This window comes from Chryseobacterium sp. SIMBA_029 (assembly GCF_046535275.1).
Lineage (GTDB): Bacteria > Bacteroidota > Bacteroidia > Flavobacteriales > Weeksellaceae > Chryseobacterium.
Genome location: NZ_JAWRXA010000005.1, coordinates 39,584 through 56,310 on the forward strand (window position 1 = coordinate 39,584; position 16,727 = coordinate 56,310).

General features: G+C 33.3%; 21 protein-coding genes. 11 read left to right on the forward strand and 10 right to left on the reverse strand.

Features of this window, described 5'->3' with window-relative positions; translation table 11 throughout:
- Window positions 1-8 precede the first annotated feature (8 nt).
- Both SB679_RS10115 and SB679_RS10120 read left to right on the forward strand, forming a co-directional pair.
- Entirely contained in the window at window positions 9-956 is a 948-nt protein-coding gene (locus tag SB679_RS10115) for a hypothetical protein (protein WP_410702134.1), read from the forward strand.
- Window positions 957-1,715: 759 nt separating this feature from the next.
- The gene (locus tag SB679_RS10120) at window positions 1,716-3,014 is read left to right on the forward strand and encodes an alpha/beta hydrolase family protein (protein WP_410702135.1); all 1,299 of its coding nucleotides are present in this window, start codon (window positions 1,716-1,718) and stop codon (window positions 3,012-3,014) included.
- A gap of 130 nt (window positions 3,015-3,144) precedes the next feature.
- Here SB679_RS10120 and SB679_RS10125 read toward each other — a convergent pair whose 3' ends face one another.
- Window positions 3,145-3,678 (reverse strand): hypothetical protein, encoded by a 534-nt coding sequence (locus SB679_RS10125; RefSeq protein WP_410702136.1) that lies wholly within the window; start codon window positions 3,676-3,678, stop codon window positions 3,145-3,147.
- Between the two features lie 657 nt (window positions 3,679-4,335).
- Between SB679_RS10125 and SB679_RS10130 the strand changes: the two genes are divergently transcribed.
- Both SB679_RS10130 and SB679_RS10135 read left to right on the forward strand, forming a co-directional pair.
- Window positions 4,336-4,569, forward strand: coding sequence for a helix-turn-helix domain-containing protein (locus SB679_RS10130; RefSeq protein ID WP_034714818.1), 234 nt, complete (start codon window positions 4,336-4,338; stop codon window positions 4,567-4,569).
- Between the two features lie 157 nt (window positions 4,570-4,726).
- A complete protein-coding gene (locus tag SB679_RS10135; RefSeq protein ID WP_410702137.1) occupies window positions 4,727-5,008 on the forward strand; it encodes a hypothetical protein in 282 nt (93 codons plus the stop codon).
- 123 nt (window positions 5,009-5,131) lie between these two features.
- On the opposite strand, the gene SB679_RS10140 is transcribed toward SB679_RS10135, so the two are convergent.
- Together SB679_RS10140 and SB679_RS10145 are read right to left on the reverse strand one after the other, a co-directional pair.
- A complete protein-coding gene (locus SB679_RS10140) occupies window positions 5,132-5,929 on the reverse strand; it encodes a hypothetical protein (RefSeq protein WP_410702138.1) in 798 nt (265 codons plus the stop codon).
- Window positions 5,930-5,995: 66 nt separating this feature from the next.
- Window positions 5,996-6,163 (reverse strand): hypothetical protein, encoded by a 168-nt coding sequence (locus tag SB679_RS10145; RefSeq protein WP_410702139.1) that lies wholly within the window; start codon window positions 6,161-6,163, stop codon window positions 5,996-5,998.
- 401 nt (window positions 6,164-6,564) lie between these two features.
- Here SB679_RS10145 and SB679_RS10150 point away from each other — a divergent pair, with 401 nt between their 5' ends.
- From SB679_RS10150 to SB679_RS10165, 4 genes are all read left to right on the forward strand, one after another.
- On the forward strand, window positions 6,565-6,825 hold the full coding sequence (locus tag SB679_RS10150) for a hypothetical protein (protein WP_410702140.1): 261 nt from the start codon (window positions 6,565-6,567) through the stop codon (window positions 6,823-6,825).
- Entirely contained in the window at window positions 6,825-7,115 is a 291-nt protein-coding gene (locus SB679_RS10155) for a hypothetical protein (RefSeq protein ID WP_410702141.1), read from the forward strand. Before SB679_RS10150 ends, SB679_RS10155 begins: the two co-directional genes overlap by 1 nt.
- A gap of 154 nt (window positions 7,116-7,269) precedes the next feature.
- Window positions 7,270-7,455 (forward strand): DUF5808 domain-containing protein, encoded by a 186-nt coding sequence (locus SB679_RS10160; RefSeq protein ID WP_410702142.1) that lies wholly within the window; start codon window positions 7,270-7,272, stop codon window positions 7,453-7,455.
- 6 nt (window positions 7,456-7,461) lie between these two features.
- Window positions 7,462-7,584: a hypothetical protein gene (locus SB679_RS10165; protein ID WP_410702143.1), complete on the forward strand. Its 123-nt coding sequence runs from the start codon at window positions 7,462-7,464 to the stop codon at window positions 7,582-7,584.
- Window positions 7,585-7,623: 39 nt separating this feature from the next.
- Here SB679_RS10165 and SB679_RS10170 read toward each other — a convergent pair whose 3' ends face one another.
- The 4 genes from SB679_RS10170 to SB679_RS10185 form a co-directional block, all read right to left on the reverse strand.
- Window positions 7,624-9,156, reverse strand: a complete 1,533-nt coding sequence (locus SB679_RS10170) for a membrane-binding protein (protein ID WP_410702144.1) — start codon at window positions 9,154-9,156, stop codon at window positions 7,624-7,626.
- Between the two features lie 293 nt (window positions 9,157-9,449).
- Window positions 9,450-10,256 carry a hypothetical protein gene (locus SB679_RS10175; RefSeq protein WP_410702145.1) on the reverse strand — a complete coding sequence of 269 codons (807 nt, stop codon included), beginning with the start codon at window positions 10,254-10,256 and terminating at the stop codon, window positions 9,450-9,452.
- A 211-nt stretch (window positions 10,257-10,467) separates the two neighbouring features.
- Window positions 10,468-10,809, reverse strand: coding sequence for a helix-turn-helix domain-containing protein (locus SB679_RS10180; RefSeq protein WP_410702146.1), 342 nt, complete (start codon window positions 10,807-10,809; stop codon window positions 10,468-10,470).
- On the reverse strand, window positions 10,785-11,225 hold the full coding sequence (locus SB679_RS10185) for a transposase (protein WP_410702147.1): 441 nt from the start codon (window positions 11,223-11,225) through the stop codon (window positions 10,785-10,787). Before SB679_RS10185 ends, SB679_RS10180 begins: the two co-directional genes overlap by 25 nt.
- 443 nt (window positions 11,226-11,668) lie before the next feature.
- On the opposite strand from SB679_RS10185, the gene SB679_RS10190 reads away from it, so the two are divergent.
- A complete protein-coding gene (locus SB679_RS10190; RefSeq protein WP_410702148.1) occupies window positions 11,669-13,123 on the forward strand; it encodes a tetratricopeptide repeat protein in 1,455 nt (484 codons plus the stop codon).
- A gap of 304 nt (window positions 13,124-13,427) precedes the next feature.
- Here the strand turns inward: SB679_RS10190 and SB679_RS10195 are convergent, their stop codons facing one another.
- Window positions 13,428-13,958 carry a hypothetical protein gene (locus SB679_RS10195; RefSeq protein ID WP_410702149.1) on the reverse strand — a complete coding sequence of 177 codons (531 nt, stop codon included), beginning with the start codon at window positions 13,956-13,958 and terminating at the stop codon, window positions 13,428-13,430.
- Window positions 13,959-14,613: 655 nt separating this feature from the next.
- Here SB679_RS10195 and SB679_RS10200 point away from each other — a divergent pair.
- Window positions 14,614-14,895: a helix-turn-helix domain-containing protein gene (locus SB679_RS10200; protein ID WP_410702150.1), complete on the forward strand. Its 282-nt coding sequence runs from the start codon at window positions 14,614-14,616 to the stop codon at window positions 14,893-14,895.
- Window positions 14,896-15,044: 149 nt separating this feature from the next.
- Window positions 15,045-15,302 (forward strand): hypothetical protein, encoded by a 258-nt coding sequence (locus SB679_RS10205; protein WP_410702151.1) that lies wholly within the window; start codon window positions 15,045-15,047, stop codon window positions 15,300-15,302.
- A 30-nt stretch (window positions 15,303-15,332) separates the two neighbouring features.
- On the opposite strand, the gene SB679_RS10210 is transcribed toward SB679_RS10205, so the two are convergent.
- Window positions 15,333-15,551 (reverse strand): hypothetical protein, encoded by a 219-nt coding sequence (locus SB679_RS10210; protein ID WP_410702152.1) that lies wholly within the window; start codon window positions 15,549-15,551, stop codon window positions 15,333-15,335.
- 254 nt (window positions 15,552-15,805) lie between these two features.
- Window positions 15,806-16,690 (reverse strand): hypothetical protein, encoded by an 885-nt coding sequence (locus SB679_RS10215; RefSeq protein WP_410702153.1) that lies wholly within the window; start codon window positions 16,688-16,690, stop codon window positions 15,806-15,808.
- Window positions 16,691-16,727 lie beyond the last annotated feature (37 nt).

Consider the following 16,727-nt stretch of genomic DNA (forward strand, 5'->3'; position numbering starts at 1 on the left):
TTCCTCCAATGTCTGAATTAGCTTTTAATGAACTAAGCCTTGATACCGAGGTAGTAAATATCGCGCATGCTACTGCTCTACTAAAAACTTTCTTCAAACTTTGTGATCGAATAAATGAATTAAAACTAGGAACTCTAAGATTAAGAACTCGAAAAGGATTTGTAGGAGAATCGTTTAACGGAATACATTTTACCATTCATGACTTTTTAAAAACACTATCATTTGAAGACAGAACACAATACAGTACCTATCTTGCACAAGCGCCTCTGATTACGGATAACCCATATTATATGCTTGAGAAAACCGAAGTGACTGGTTTTGGCCATGCTTTCGAGACAGAAGGAATTACAATAAGTATAAATAATTCTAATAATTGGAATAAAACTTCTTATTTAATTACTAGAGAATATCTGGGAGAGAGTCAAGATGCTGAAATTGAATATGTAAAAAAAGATGTTAGACATCTGCCTCATGAGGATCACATTATAAATCTACAACCTTATTTAACAAATGTTGCATTATCAAAAGCACGTTTGGATTTAAAAGGAATAAAGAGTATTGAAGAATTTTGGGATCAAAGATATGAAAATTTCAGAATGCTAGATTTTTCTCCTGATTCAGAACTTTTACTGCATAAATTTGGTTCAATCAATAACCCGAATTTTATCAAAGCTGCAAAATATCTTGAAAGGTTAAACCTTCATTTAATAGAGGTAAGTTTAAAAAAACGAAACTTCGATGAAATTCCAGGAGATGTAAGTTTAGAAAGTGAAAGTACAATGAATAAATATGGTAGTGATCGCATCTTCACGTTGCCATCAGGGAAAAAGGTTCAATTTTCATTACATGCGAAAATTGGTGGTGATTTAAGAATTTATCTCCTACCAAATGAAGCTGAAGGTAAAATAATTATTGGTCATATTGGAAATCACTTAAAAACAGTGAGGTTCAACTAAAATTTCCAATTCTATATGACTAATGTGATTCTTTCTGCTAAATACATTAGTCTTTAAGTCAATAATGTAAAATTCGTATCTTTGACAATAAAAGTTATGGAAGTTCTTTGAGGTCGTTATAGAATGATTAAAGCGTTGATTTAGCCCATATTTTTTTGTGGCGAAGTCATGGCAGTAATCTAAAATATACTTGAAAATATGGTTTTAAAGTGGTTGGAACGACTTAGTTCGAATCCCTCCCTATCTCCGAGTCACTAGCCACATCATAAACCACAGAACCAACATTTTCTTCTATATAACTGGATCATACTTCCTCTAATTATTGCAGTTTGCCTAATGCCTATGTGATCGCTTCGCATCGAACGCCCCAAAAAGTCTGCTTGGATACACCAAAAAGGATTAGAGTCAAGAAAAAAAACGCAAAACCCTATTAATCAAATACATATTTCTAATATTTTTTCAATATCAGCAATAAAAGTGTTCGAAGATAATCCTGTCAAGTTCACACAAAGCCAAATGGCGCCACTTTTTTAAAGTGGCGCCATTTTTATATCCTATAGAGAAACAAAGTTGTCAATTACAATTCTGGAAGTAATAATTTAGAAATAAATGAGAGTTAGGGTTATGTAAAAAAACTTGATGATCAATATTTTTTAAAGACAATGTAACTAATTAATCATCATCTTTGTCTTTCATATAATAGACTTTATCTAAAGACACACAAACCAGTAACATATACCAATAGAAAACTATATAAATATGAAACCTCTATATACCATTCTTTTGCTTTTAATAGCACACATTGCGCACAGTCAAACTCCACAAGGTCATTATGAAGGTGCCTTAACACGGAACGGATCTGTTCAGTTAATTTCATTTGATTTTAATAATGATAAAACAACTTACGATATACCGGAAATTGGTTATATGGATGTGGCTACAGAAAAAATATCGCAGAATAAGGATACTTTGAATGTAAAAATATTCTATGGTGATTTCTATTGTTTTTTAGATCCTAAAACAGGAGATCTAGTTGGGCTAAGCAAGAATACAAAACCTGAAATGAAAATCCACCTGAAAAAAACAGAGGCAAAGGAAAAAAGCTTTACAGCAGAAGAAATCAAATTTTCAAATGCAGATATCTCGCTTGCAGGTGTTTTGTACAAGCCCAAAACATCTGATAAGCCTGTTCCTTATGTGATTTTGGTACATCGCTCCGGATGGGAAGACAGGGATACACCGTGGTATCATTCCCTGGCTTATATTCTGGCAAGCAAGGGAATAGGCGTTTTACTTTATGATAAACGTGGTACCGGTAAATCAACAGGTAATTTTTCATTGGCTGATTTCAATGACTTTGCAGAAGATGCTGCTTCCGCCTTTAATTATCTGAAAGCACGAAATGATCTGAATTATGCCAGAATAGGCTTTTTGGGTGCAAGCCAGGGCGGATGGGTCGTACCATTGGCTGCCAATAAAGTCTCCGATTGCGGCTTTGCTGTTTTAGTTGTAGGCCCCGCAGTTTCTCTCTACGAACAGGATATTAACCGGGTTCAGTATACCCTGACCGAGGAAGGATACTCAAAGGAATCCATTAATTCTGCCCTTCATTATTCTGGACTTTTTTTTAAATATATTCAGACTAATACTCCAAAAGACTGGGAAGCCCTTAAGAAATATGCCTCTGAAATAAAAGGCGAAAAATGGATAGATCAGCTAGATATCCCCCAATCGCAAACCGGGGACGATGTCTTATGGTGGAGAAAAAACAAATACGATCCTAAAGAAGCTTTAAGTACAATAAAATGCCCTGTATTAAGTATTTTGGGAGAGAAAGATGTATTGGTGCCACCCGCAGAGAACAAAAACAAAATGGAAACTTACCTGACAAAGGCAGGCGTGAAACACAAGATCGTTACCATAAAAGATTGCGGGCACGACATGATCACACAAGGTAAGATGAATGGTGCAGAAGAAAACTGGCCCCATACCTATTGGCAATGGCAGAAACAGCCAGAGGAATTTGTCAATTCAATTTTTGAATTTATAAAAAAATAAAGCAAATAAAAAAGGCAGCAGGAAAGCGGTTTTATCAGATCAGAAATTTCGGATTATTTTGGCGTATCAAAATAATATATCTAAGAATAACTTCCTGCTCCCCTCTTCCTGCTCAGCCTTGTAACCCTACTCAGGTAGCCAACTTCTTCCCTCTCCTTTCCAAAATGAGGTGTGCTGCATCCAGCATTTTAATCAGATGGATGTAGGGATTCACAATATTCCTTTCCGGGAGATGGTCGTAGATTCCCAGTGAGAAATACACCATTCCGGACATAAAATAATCAAATTCCTTGATGCTGTATTCTCTGAATGCTTTTTTAAAGACCAACATCGGATTTTGGTATTCTTTCTCCGAAAGCAAGCCCAGAACCAAAGGAGAGACATCTTCCAACTTCATATTGACAGTCCATTTCCTTTCCTTCAGCGTGATGAGGTAGCCTGCCCGGACAAATGACTGCATCGACTGCCGAAAGTGAAAAAGAACGGACGGATCTTCTTTGATCCAGCTGTTCTTTTTGACCGCATAATTCATAATGTTATGTAATGTCTTTTTAGAGGCGGCCAGATCGTTGAGCTGAAAAAAGGTTTCCATCAGCTGAAGACCGGAGCGTTTTCTGCTGTCTGCCCAAAGACGGGTTTCAAAATCTGTTTTAATTTTTTTCATGTGTGTGTATGTTTTTACTGCCTGTAAAGGAGGAAGTCCGGGCAATGCTGAACTTCCTGCCCATACAAGACAAAAAATAAAGGGTATTGTATACAATTTTACACCTCCTGTCATTCCGACGAAAGAGGAATCTCATTGATAGATTAGATTCTTCATTTCACTTCGTTACATTCTGAATGACAGTAGGATAAACAGACCTCAACGTCTGGTGCAGCATTGTATATTCTTACCAAAAAAATATGATAGAATTTGTGTTTTTATAAAAGCCCGAAAACCGCAATGGATTGTACACCCCATTGTAACATATCATGATACTATGTGTAGTAAAGCTGGCTTAGAAAAAAGATGATTGTAGAAAAACAGAACAGCATGAAAATAAAAACGGCATGGGACTCTACATTATCCGATTCGGGGCACTGGTATACCTTGTACACAGATAAGAGAGCCCACGCCTAGGTCGTGAGCATCAATACTTATCGTCTCGTGTACTAAAATTACCAGTTTTCGAATCGAGATTCTAAGCAATAGCTTCTAATATTTTTTGAAGTATCGCAAAGCTACTTTTATTGTAGCTTATTTTACAAATGTAATAAAAATATTTTTAATTACGGTCGATCGACCGTGTTTTTTTGTTTATTAATTATTTCATTTGTTTATATGACAGATATAAACGAAAAAATTTGTTCATACATCACAAAAAACTGGTTAATACCTTGGCTTAAAGAAGACAAGTCACAGACTTCTTTTGCTAAAAATCATGGTGTGGAAGAAAGTACCATTAGAAAGATTAAAAGTGGAGAACCTTACAGAATACCTGTTGAAACACTTTTTAAAATGTGTGAAACTAGAAAGATTAGTTTATCTGATTTTTTTAAACTTATAAATGAATAAATCCTGACGAGAGTTTTACTTTGCAGATCTTCAAAAGTATGATTCGTGAAACTGGGAGACTACAATAATGAATTAGAAATTAAATCGTCCTCCAATTACAAAACCTTTTCTTCGCACTTAAAGGAAAAGAATTAACTTTGAAATAAAATTAATAAAAGTGTACTACCCAAATCCAAACTACCAAAAACACGCAATCTTATTTTTTAATACTGTTGTTGTTGATTATACTAAAGATGATACATATCTATTTAGCCAAGCAGAAAAGTATATTAGAAATGAAAGTGATTTCAGACACAAAGACTCTTTAGAGACAGGAACTTTATTATCTGTCCTAAAAGACAAAGGATTCGTTAAATTTTTAGGATATACATTACACCGTACAGAACGTTATTCTATTACAGAAAATGGTTTAGAATATTTAAACTCATTAAAAAAATAAGCCTCAATTAAGGGGCTGTTTTATTGATCGGGACGTAAATCTTTTACTAATTGCCTAATATCCTTAAGAGTAGATTTTTCTTCGTTAATTTTTACAATGACAAAATCAAGCAATGCTTTAATCTTAAATGCTTTGTCTAAAGATTCTTCTTCTGTGAAACTGTGAAGTCCTTAGATTGTACAATAACATCAATGGATTATAATTGATACTTTGTAGGCTTAGTGGCAAAAACTGATATATATTTTCGTAAATAGAAGAGACTTTTTTACTTTTCTCATATTCATCCAATAATTTCTGTATGGCTCCTTTATCAGAATTTGGGAGGCTTTTTACCTCTCTTACAATATGCATTAGTTCGCTTTCTACAATTCTCCTAAAATAGCCTAGCGCCCCAACACCTAAATTATTACTTAAAGCCTTCAATCCCTTGAAATAAAAGGTCTTATTTTCTTTGTCAAGAAATTTATTAATTTCTTTATCAACTTTTATTTTAACTTCTGGAAAAATACCTGCTTTTTCGATATAAATTTTAGCGTTAGGTTCATCATATCTATAACCCTGCCTAAATTGTTCATCTGTAACAGTACCTATTTTCTGTGATAGCTTTTTGTCTGAGTACACATGAAGTAGAAAATAAACTTTTTCTTTTTTACATGATTGACAGGTACATACAGCTGTAAAGGAAAAATCTAAAAAATCATTTTTAAAGTAAGAATCATGAATTTCACTACCAAAGGAAGAATTAGTAGCATAGTTTAATCCTAATTGAAAAGTAGTAGTTTTTTCTTCTTCTTGACAATAGTAATCAAAGGTTGTGTCTTCGAATTCTTGTTCATCATAATACTTTTTGTTTCCTACTTTGTAATCCTCCAAAATAACCTTTTTTTCATATAAGCCAGCAGTTGTTAAGAAATCTTTCATTATACCTGTTTTCTACAAATATAACAAAAAAGCCTTCTCAAAAAGAAAGCTTATTTTAATCCTATCTTAACCAAGATATGTATCATAACATATTTGAGTCATAATTTCAGTAGCATCTGGATTATCTGTCATTCCTGCCTCCCTTAAGCATTCATTTAGCTCCCAAATAGGAAATTCCCCACTTCCATTAATTTGTTTCATTTTTGTTTTACTTAAAATAGTTGCGTTTTTCATAGTATTAATATTTTAATTGGTTAACTATAAGGCTAATATAAAAAATATTCATTACATATTTAAAATATATTTTCTAAAGCTACCGTTATGAGCTAAGACAGGATTTTGTAATCTCTGATCTCCCCCGATAACGCACGAATCCTTTCGTGCTGTTTAAGTATTATAAATTAAACATTATAATAATATAATCTAAAAACCAAAGCCACACGATACAATCGTGCGGCAACGAGGGGGCAGGTCTAGGCCTGGTTCAGCAGTGAAATTAGAAACAAAGTTTAAGTACTTTGCTTCTTTTTATGAGTAGATATTGATCAATCACCAAAAAAGAAACAATGGGAGTGTAAAAAAATTCATGTAATTTTTTTTCAACCATAATTTTCTTTAACATTGCAAAAAAAACCATGAAAAACTTAAAATTAGTGTTGGCAGCTGTTGTTATGCTGTTCTCGGCGGTGAATGTAACGGCACAAAAAAAGAAACCGGCGGCTCCGTCACAACGCGGGCCGATGGAAATGCCTAAAGATGCTGAAGTTCAGGTCATGGCCGGAGGCGAGAAAGCCATAAGCTATTATTATAAGACCAACGATCAGGTTACCTTTACCTATATGCCAGCTATAAAAATGCAGATGTATACATTACGGAAGACGGTACCAAGAAATTAATGTACAAAGCCAAACTGGATGGTACAGGCGTTGATACCAAGCTAAAAGCACGAATCTACCATTATAAAATATACAGTTTGGATCGTAAAACCCTTTTATTCACCTACGAATCTGAAACAGCAGTTACCAGCTTAATAAAAATGATCGCGGTATCTCCGGCAAAAACCTCTACCATTCTTGATTTCTCCCAAGCATTCGGCCCTGATGAATATACGCTTGGTAAAACAGAAACGTTTGAGAAGTTTCCTGTTTTCTTATATTATTCCATATTTAATGCGCCCAAAAAGTAATTGCAGTATTGTACAGCATGCTTTTCTTTTTTCCAGGAATTTTATTTCATTTTAGTATATTTATACTATACTTTTATGTTTCCAATAACAGGAGCATTACTACTATATTTAGATAAAAATAACGATGTATTTAATTATTTAAAAATATTATATCATGAATGAAGATAATTGGAAATTTGGCATTTTTTACTATAATAAAGATGACAAGAGGCTCTTTCCTCCTAAAAGAAATAAATTTTTAGGTTGGACTGTTAATTTTGCTAATCCTTATTCTATTTTAGCAATGATTCTAATAATTATATTGTTAGCATTAATAGGAGAATCTTTAAAAGAAATGTAATTTTTTATGATACACATATTTTTCATTGTCAATAAAAAACAATGGGAAGACTACGAATATCAGAACAAAGTGTTGAAAGCATGGCAGGTTCAGGCATTGTTTCAAAAAGTACAGAATCATTGTGGGTAATCCTGCATTTTTGACGGTCAATGATCAATACATATTTTATCACGATTCATAAAATTCATACTGAAGATCAGCTTCTGTGATCTGCGTATCTAATGTGTTGTAAGCATCCGGATCCTGCGTTTCTGCAAGTATTTTAGAATCCTGAATCAGCTTTCCTTCCGTATCATACATTTTTACGATAATCCATTTTCCACTGCGCTCGAGTTCTTTTGCACCGGATTCAGATTTATATTTAAGTTTTCCGATTTCAATAAAGCCATCTTTTACAACTGCTTTATTGGCAGGTTTTCCTTTGGCATACTGTACAATCTGTGCAGTGAAACCATCACCCTGCTCTACCGGATGGATGTAAGTATAGGCAACAGCCTCGTTTTCATCATAGATAGTAGAATTGTATCCCGTTTGATCTGCATTGATTTTTGTTTCGGTTTTTAATGTTTCGTCCAGTCTTAACGACTTGGAGTACACTAAAACACCGTCTTTATAATGCTGCTCAATCAATCCTTCGTACAGCGTACCGTTATAAGGCATATCATCTTTATACGTTACAGTTCCTTTGGGTTTTCCATCCGGATAATAGTATCTGATCTCCTGGGTTATTTCATCTTTTAACACCTGCTCGGAAGATAAATTCCCATCTTCATCAAAATATTTATTCAGAATTACCAACCTGTTTTTATAAACATTAACAGCCGTGAATCCGGAAAACTCATAATTAAACTGATACTCTTCTCCGTCCTGCGGCGTGTAATAGTCCATTTCTTTATCATAGATGTAGGTAAGGCTGCCTATTTGCTTGCCCGCTTCGTCATACGTCTTTTGATAGCCGCCTTTTTTGTTTTTCTTTTCTTCCTGCAAAATACCCCCTTTTTGAGAGTAAATGATACTTTCTGTTACCTTTCCGTCTTTATTTTGCTTTTCGATTTTAGAGACCTTCATCGGATCCTGATAATACTCTACCGTCACTTTATCGCTGGAATCGCCAGAACGATTCGTGCCAATATATTTTCCTTTTTCGTCATAAAATTTAGTTTCATACAGTTCTTTACCATCACTGACGATTTCATAGCGAATTCCTTTGATATCTTCATCATACACCACCGATTTGAAACTTTCAGGAGTTTCATACGTTGTAATACTATTATGATAAGACATTTCATCCGGATTTTTATAGGTGTGTATTTTGCCTGTAAAAGTACCGTCAGCTCTATAAATCACATCTTCCAGAGGTCTTCCCTGCTCATCAAAAGTTTTAGCAGGTCCAATTTGCTGCCCTGCAGAATATGTTCCCGAGCTCACAACTTTACCTTCAGCATTGTACCAGGTAATTTTACCTTCATACACTTCACTGCCCGGCGTAGTATCCGAAACAAGACCTTCCATCTGAAGGGTTCCGTTTTTATAAAAGTCTCTGATTAAAGTAAGCTTGCCCTTGTTTTCTGTTTCACGGTAAAATTCCATTTTGTCTTGAGTGGTTTTTTCCCAGTTTTCATCAAAATAAATTTTTTCCTGTGCATTTACGTGGATGCTTATGATCAGGGCGAAAACCGCTGACGTGAATAATTTTTTCATGTTTTTAAAGATTTAGATAGATACAGAAGCCATAGAGAATAGCTTCTGTCATAGTTTTATATTATATTTTTCCGACTGACAGAAAAATTTCATCATTGTGTTTTTGTGTCCGAAAAAACATAAACAAAGATCTGTAAAATCATCACTGCATAAAATCCCTGCTTTCAGCTAATTTGTGTGATTACATTTTCGAAATAATAATTACAGCAGGGAAATATATACATGCGTATTACAGATCTTATTTTAAAAAATGAGAGTCTCCAATCCTATGAAATTGAAATATGATCGTGGTTTTAGCAATCAAACTGAATGGCAACTTCAGCTGCTTTTTGAATGAGTTTTCCTTTTTTTGCCTGAGAAGAAAGGTATAAGATCACCCGTTCTTCTTCATAATCTCTGTTGGCACCAAAAATAAAATCAGGCTTTCCATCCCTGTCAATATCTCCTATGAAAAGCAGTTCGACAAAAGTATCATTAAAGGATTCTTCTTGTAAAAATAAGGTTTCCGGGGAATTATCAGCTGACAGATAGAGCTTATAATCTTTTACATTCTGATAAAGCTCTTCTCCATTATCGGTCTGTACTTTTTCGGATGAAAGTACTTTTCCTTCCGCCCGCAATGTGTACCCTTCATTTCCAAAATGAAATTTTAATTTTTCCTTTGGCCAGATTTTATTTTTTTCGATTTTAACAGTCTTCACTTCCCCTGTTGCCAGTCTTGAATTACCAATCAGTAAAATGGTATTATTTTTAGAATTAATGATTCTGGTAGAATCTCCTGAGCATTCAGAATATCCTCTTGCAACGGTATAATCAGCTTTTCCCACATAATACTTTCTATTTTTTTGATATAGATCCAGCCAATTATTGGTGAGCTCATTTACTTCATTTTCCTTTCCCTGGTCGCGGTATTCTTTAGGTAAAAGAATTTTAAAATCTTCAGTCGTTTCTTCAGCCGAATTCCGTTCCGGATCTGTTGATTTTTTATCGGATTGAACTTCTGTCTGATGCTGTACTACTTTTTTTGGTGTTTCCTGTACCTTATCCTTACAGGAAATGATCACCGCGAAGGATAGAAAAATTAAAATTGTTTTCTTCATTATTTTGCTCTTTTGGATTCCATCCATACAAAAGACAAATATGTGAAAAAAATATCATTGTAAAACATCCCTGTTTTCAGCCAGTTTATTAAAATCCCGTATTGAAAAGAAATTAACAAAACGGTTTTCTATAAATCCTGACTTAGCAGAAGCCAAAAATAGCCATGTGCATTACATGGCTATTGTCACTTCTTGTTTTTTTGAAGCGTTTTTATCTCTTATTGATCATTTTTTTCCATTTTGCTACCGTATTTCTACTTAACTTAAAATGACTGGCCACCTGGGTATTACTCAATACATTTTTTTTTTGAAATTCTAGAATTTTTCTTATTTCCTGTTGATCGTAAGCGCGATGCTTTTGATTAAAAATTTCAGCTTCTTTATTCATACCGAAAAGAAGACGGTCTAATTCTAAAATATGAAAGACAGAAAATTCTTCATGGTTTAAAATGGAAGAGCAGACTGATATTTTATCCGGAAATTTTTTCATAATTATATCCTGATAAATTTTTTTATAATTAGGTCTGTTTAGTTCTTGTACTTGATTATCCATTTATAAAGTGTGGTTTTAGGGATTCTATATTCATCTATGATCTGCTGTTTTGTCTTTTCTCCGGATTCTATCAATTCAAGTATAAATTTTATAATTTCTTTAGTATACACATTTTTTCTAAACGCTGGAGGTGAGGATTGTGTTACTTTATCATCCTTTTTATTATAATCTGTACACGCTAAAGACGCATACAATACCAAATGATGAGAATAAAGTCTGAAAAAATCATATCTCAGTAGCTTACTGCACTTCAAAAGCACTTCTAAGTCTACACTTGTAGATTGATAGATCTCATCGACCTCTTCTTCTGATCGGTTAAGAAAACTACAAATACAAGATTTTTTCATGTTGCATTCTGTTACTCTCTGATAAATTAATGATCCAATATGGATGTCTTTCAGATCAATCGATGTCATTATTTAATAGTTTTATTTTTTAGATAGTGTTCATACTATTTCCCCGTCTATATTTTAAGTTTAAATCATCTTAAAAACAGTTTTCAGATATTAATTCCCGCTTGATTATAGCGTTACTACAATAACACATACTCACCTAATCATTGAATTTCCGTTAAGGGGCTTCAAAGAAATAAATGATTTTTTTTATATGCAAAAAATGATATCCTACACAGATACTCACCTAAATAAACCACTAATAACCAGAATATTAATAAGTGCAAATATTTAAATTTTATTGAAAAAAATTGTAAAGATTTATATGAAAACATGCTTGATCTAATGGTATTAAAAGAATAATATACCCACTAAATACCATAATCATATTCTACACATAATGATTAGTAAAAAAAATATTGACTTATAATAGAAATTAAGAATATTATTGCAACCTTTTAAAAACAATGAAACTTTATTTCCTCATTTTTTTACTTTTTTCCTTACATTTTTCTTCTCAAACAACTGATGAGATTGAAAAGAAAATCAAAGGTTCGCCACATCTTATTTCTGAAGGAAAAAAAGATGAATTTATTCAAGTCATGAATGATGTCATTCGAAGTTCTTCCAGGATTGAATATCCTTATGGAATAGCCAGCGGGTATTATGGAAAAGCCTATATTGCTTATATCAACAGAGACTTTAGCAACAGTATAAACTTTTCAAAGATTTCTGAGCGGGAAAATCTTGGTATAGAATATTCCAAATTAAAAACGGAAAATTACCATTTATTAGCGGAAAATTACGCCGAACTGGGGTTGAATGAAGAAGCAATCAAATATTACAGAAAGATGATCATCTCATCCAAAACCATCCCCGATAAGAATAAATCTGTTTATAATGAAAATATTGCCTATAATGATATTGCTTCTATTTATCAGAATAGTAAAAAAAATTCAGACTCCTCTTATTATTACATGCTCAAAATATATAATAATTTACACGATTATAATGACCGGGATGAAAAGCTTGCTATTCTTTTGGCAAAGGCAACAACTGCTATAGGACTTTTGAATAAAGTTAAAGGAAAAAAGGATTCAGCGGATTATTACATGAATCAGTCTGCAAAACAACTCCCTGAAAAATTTACAGAAATCTCTAAAACACCTTATTTATTTAAACATCTAACATCACTTTATCTTAGCCAGGGACAATTCAGTAAGGCAAAGAAATGCGTTGATTTATATACTGAAAATTCAAAAAAGACTAAGATTTTAAGCGATATAAAAAGTGCTTATGAATTAAATGCTGAAGTATCTGAAAAAACAGATTCCGGCAAACAGGCTTATAGATATTTAAAAGAATATGTACAGTTAAACGATAGTATTAATCAGATTGATAAAAATAACATCAACACAATCTTTAATAAAAACCTTCAGGAAAAGAATAAACGGATAACAGCAGAAATTAAATATTCAAGAGACCTATTAATTGTTATTATTTTAACCACTTTAGCGTTAAGTGTTGGAAGCTATTTTATAAAAAAACATCTTAGAGAGAAAAATGATGAAAAAAAGATGAGTTTAATTAAAAAAGAGTTTGAAATTACAGCTTTAGCATCTAAAATTAACATTGCTTTTGAAGAAGTTGTTTCTTTGGCGAAAAATAATTCTCCAAATTTCTTAACACGCTTCCGGGAGGTTTATCCCGATTTCTGTGAAAAACTCATTGAAATTTATCCTGAAATACAAAATTCAGAACTTACATTTTGTGCTTATTTACGTTTAGGTTTTTCAACAAAAGAGATTGCCAATTCTATTTTTGTCACGCCTAAAACAGTTCAAATGAGAAAATACAGATTGAGAAAAAAGCTCAATATCTCTTCTGATAAAGATATTTATATCTGGATGAATAATGTGTAAAAGAAACTACTTATCCCGCTGTCATTCAGAATGGAACGAAGTGAAATGAAGAATCTAATCTATCAATGAGATTCCTCCTTCGTCGGAAGGACATAAGCTGGTGTTTTGAAAATTGCCTTGTTCGAAAATCGCAAAGGCGCAAGGTTATAAGCTCTACGAATAGTGTAAGGCGCAAGAAAATCAAAGATTTTCAGCCAGGCATTCATTATGAAATAAGCCATATTTGATGGTAGCAGAGACCATATTACGCTTTTTTAACGCAAAGGTTTTTAGTAATCCTTTGCGTTAATGAATTTTCTATTCGTTAATTATATTTCCTCCTTCTTCTTTCCAAAATAAGGTGCGCGGCGTCCAGCATTTTAATCAGATGGATGTAGGGATTTACGATATTCCTTTCCGGGAGATGGTCGTAGATTCCCAGTGAGAAATAGACCATCCCGGATAGGAAATAATCAAATTCTTTGATGCTGTATTCTCTGAATGCTTTTTTAAAGACCAGCAGAGGGTTTTGGTATTCTTTCTCCGAAAGCAAACCCAGAACCAATGGAGAAACGTCTTCCAGCTTCGTATTAACCGCCCATTTCTTTTCCTTCAGCGTGATGAGGTAGCCTGCCCGGACAAACGACTGCATCGACTCCCGGAAGTGAAAAAGAACGGACGGATCTTCCTTCATCCAGCTGTTCTTTTTGACGGCGTAATGCATAATGTTATGTAATGTCTTTTTAGAGGCGGCCAGGTCGTTGAGCTGAAAGAAGGTTTCCATCAGCTGGAGCCCGGAACGTTTTCTGCTGTCTGCCCAAAGACGGGTTTCAAAGTCTGTTTTAATTTTTTTCATGGGTGTGTATGTATTTTGTGATCTATAATTGTATAAGGATTGGATCGTTTTTTCTTTAATGAAGTTGTATTGGATGAGACATAGCCCAACCTTCCAGCATACGAGTGTACGCTGAGTTGATGTTCATTTTTCTGTAGCTAAATACTATGTTCTCTGTAATACGGTTTTTACTGGCAAGTAAGGGAGGAAGTCCTGACCACAGGGGCCTGAACCTCCTGCCCATACAAACCAAGGGTAATATGATAGAATTTGTGTTTTTATAAAAGCTTTAAAGCCGCAATGGATTGTACACCCCATTGTAACATATCATGATACTGTATGTGGTAAAGCTGGCTTAGAAAAAGATGATTGTAGAAAAACAGAACAGCATAAAATAAAAACGGCATGGGACTCTACAATATCTAAACTGAGGTACTGGTATACCCTGCAACAGATAAGAGAGCCCACGCCTAGGTCGTGAGCTTCCTGCTTATCGTCTCGTTGCTTTAAATTACCAGTTTTCAGTTTGAGATTCTAAACAATAGCTTCTAATATTCTTTGAAGTATCACAAAGCTACATTTATTGTAGCTTATTGTACAAAGATAATAAAAAAATCCAAAAAGGATACATATAAGTATCCTAGATTTTAATTCCAAACCTAGAATTTTACAGTTAATGAATGAAATCAACCTTAATAACTGTAAAAAAGCTCTTGGTTATAGAATTTCTGAATTAAGAAAGAAAGTTATAAACCCCGAGACCAATAAGCCTATTTCACAAGAAGAATTAGGTTTAAGAACCGGGCATGCAAAAAAAACAATAGGAGAATTAGAAAGAGGCAATACAAATCCCCGATACGATACCCTACTCATAATAAGCAAAGAACTTAATGTAACACTACAAGAACTCTTTGATTTTGATATGAAAAAATACATCAAACTATCAAATAAATCCTGACGATAGTTTTACTTGCAGATTTTCAAAAGTACGTTTAGTGAAATCGAGAGACTACGATGATTAATTAAAAATTAAATCGTCCATCAATTACAAAACCTTTTCTTCGCACTTAAAGGAAAAGCGCTAACTTTGAAGGAAAATTAATTATAATGAAAATTGAAATTGGCAAAAATGTTTACAGATTCCCTTGTGGAGGTGACATTGATAAGCTTGAACCTGATGAGATAGAAATATTAAAGGAATACAACAGAGCAACTGCCATACTTGATAAAATCAATTCTAATCCAAACTACAACACTCCTTTGGAATTTCGGCATGAAGATAAAAATATAACTTACACTGCTGAAGACATTAGAAATTTAGATGCTAGTTACGATCCCGAAGAAGAAGACGCTATTCTCCCATAATAAAAAGCCCCAGTTAAGGGGCTTTTTTGATTATTCATCTTCGTCCTTATAATCATAAAGCTCCATATACCCACATTCTTCACAATAATGAATATCATAAGCAAAGCCTTTTGTCACTTCTAATAATAAAGGTTCTCCAACATTGTCAGGTTTTTTAAATGAAGGCACCATATAAGAGCTTTCACCTTTTATCATTTTGTGATTTTTGTCATTTAGACACTCAATTGTTCCGTTTTCGTTTTTTGGCATAATAAATCAGTTTTTGTTAAGCGTCTAAACTAATAAAACTATTTAATCTAGCAATAAGTATTTCCTAAAACTTTCATTATTTGCTAAGGTAGGATCTTGTAATACCTGATTCCTCCAGTAAAACAAAAATAAGAAAGTTCCGCTATTTCTTCACCGAAAATAACATTTCTCAAGATCCTATAAAGAGCTATAAAGTTTAGCGCCATTTCGTGAGTGAGTCAGTCATATTCGGTGTATTCTGATAAGGTAAAACTTTACATTAATTGAGTTACAAATTCGCTTATTTTAGGTATAGCATCATATAGCCCTCTTGCTGCTAATGAAGAAGCAACACTTGCACTCCATGCCATTAGTTTTTTTGGGAATGTAGAACTCTCTTTGTTGTTTTCCGTAAGGATAGTATTTAATTCTTGAATTTCATTTTCATTAACACCCAAATGTCTTAAGTTATTTTCTTGAGATTCAGAAAGTGTATTTGTATAATTAGATGTTATTGTCGCGTTTGCACCAACCGCATTATTTAAGCTGTTATTAGGTGCAAGTATATTATTAGTTATAATATTTTGAACCATTTCTTTATTTGTTCGAGTGTTCTCAAAATCATTTTCCAAATTTGGAAATTCATTGTCTAAATTCATAAGAGTATCTAATAGCTTTTGTTTTGTTAATTCGATAATATTTTTTAAATGTACTTTTCCAATAGATTTGTAACCACTTCTTATTACATAATTACTATTACTCACATATAACTTACTATAAAGATTAACTTGCTTAATATTTAAAGAAATATTTCCACTAGGCCCTTCTATCGATTCTATATTCTCAATTATTGTATTAATTGGACCTGATACTCTATGAAAATATGTTTTTTGCTGAATTTCATCTCCATACTTGTCCGGAATTAAAATCTCAACATGTTGCGTCTCTCCAAATGGAAATTCTGCTACTAAAAAACAGGGAGTAGGAATGGTTCTATAATCCGGAAGCTCATCATTCTCATCATAACCTTCCGTTTCTTTTTTTATCCAACTTTTGAATGTAGTATTGTTGATTTTAGATGCAATTATTTTTGAGCGAGTTAGTGCTTGTGATAGGGTTATATTATCATAAGCCAAATCTGTTATTAGTTGTTTAATCATGCGTTAATGGAAATGGAAATGGAAATTGATACAAATA

What these genes read in the sequence shown, in the direction of transcription:
- SB679_RS10150 (WP_410702140.1), top strand. Translation starts at nt 6,565, where the DNA reads ATGAAAAACTTAAAATTAGTGTTGGCAGCTGTTGTTATGCTGTTCTCG.
- SB679_RS10155 (WP_410702141.1), top strand. Translation starts at nt 6,825, where the DNA reads ATGTACAAAGCCAAACTGGATGGTACAGGCGTTGATACCAAGCTAAAA.
- SB679_RS10205 (WP_410702151.1), top strand. Translation starts at nt 15,045, where the DNA reads ATGAAAATTGAAATTGGCAAAAATGTTTACAGATTCCCTTGTGGAGGT.
- SB679_RS10175 (WP_410702145.1), bottom strand. Translation starts at nt 10,256, where the DNA reads ATGAAGAAAACAATTTTAATTTTTCTATCCTTCGCGGTGATCATTTCC.
- SB679_RS10215 (WP_410702153.1), bottom strand. Translation starts at nt 16,690, where the DNA reads ATGATTAAACAACTAATAACAGATTTGGCTTATGATAATATAACCCTA.
- SB679_RS10195 (WP_410702149.1), bottom strand. Translation starts at nt 13,958, where the DNA reads ATGAAAAAAATTAAAACAGACTTTGAAACCCGTCTTTGGGCAGACAGC.
- SB679_RS10145 (WP_410702139.1), bottom strand. Translation starts at nt 6,163, where the DNA reads ATGAAAAACGCAACTATTTTAAGTAAAACAAAAATGAAACAAATTAAT.
- SB679_RS10140 (WP_410702138.1), bottom strand. Translation starts at nt 5,929, where the DNA reads ATGAAAGATTTCTTAACAACTGCTGGCTTATATGAAAAAAAGGTTATT.
- SB679_RS10170 (WP_410702144.1), bottom strand. Translation starts at nt 9,156, where the DNA reads ATGAAAAAATTATTCACGTCAGCGGTTTTCGCCCTGATCATAAGCATC.
- SB679_RS10115 (WP_410702134.1), top strand. Translation starts at nt 9, where the DNA reads ATGTCTGAATTAGCTTTTAATGAACTAAGCCTTGATACCGAGGTAGTA.
- SB679_RS10160 (WP_410702142.1), top strand. Translation starts at nt 7,270, where the DNA reads ATGAATGAAGATAATTGGAAATTTGGCATTTTTTACTATAATAAAGAT.
- SB679_RS10210 (WP_410702152.1), bottom strand. Translation starts at nt 15,551, where the DNA reads ATGCCAAAAAACGAAAACGGAACAATTGAGTGTCTAAATGACAAAAAT.
- SB679_RS10165 (WP_410702143.1), top strand. Translation starts at nt 7,462, where the DNA reads ATGATACACATATTTTTCATTGTCAATAAAAAACAATGGGAAGACTAC.
- SB679_RS10130 (WP_034714818.1), top strand. Translation starts at nt 4,336, where the DNA reads ATGACAGATATAAACGAAAAAATTTGTTCATACATCACAAAAAACTGG.
- SB679_RS10125 (WP_410702136.1), bottom strand. Translation starts at nt 3,678, where the DNA reads ATGAAAAAAATTAAAACAGATTTTGAAACCCGTCTTTGGGCAGACAGC.
- SB679_RS10190 (WP_410702148.1), top strand. Translation starts at nt 11,669, where the DNA reads ATGAAACTTTATTTCCTCATTTTTTTACTTTTTTCCTTACATTTTTCT.
- SB679_RS10185 (WP_410702147.1), bottom strand. Translation starts at nt 11,225, where the DNA reads ATGACATCGATTGATCTGAAAGACATCCATATTGGATCATTAATTTAT.
- SB679_RS10200 (WP_410702150.1), top strand. Translation starts at nt 14,614, where the DNA reads ATGAATGAAATCAACCTTAATAACTGTAAAAAAGCTCTTGGTTATAGA.
- SB679_RS10120 (WP_410702135.1), top strand. Translation starts at nt 1,716, where the DNA reads ATGAAACCTCTATATACCATTCTTTTGCTTTTAATAGCACACATTGCG.
- SB679_RS10180 (WP_410702146.1), bottom strand. Translation starts at nt 10,809, where the DNA reads ATGGATAATCAAGTACAAGAACTAAACAGACCTAATTATAAAAAAATT.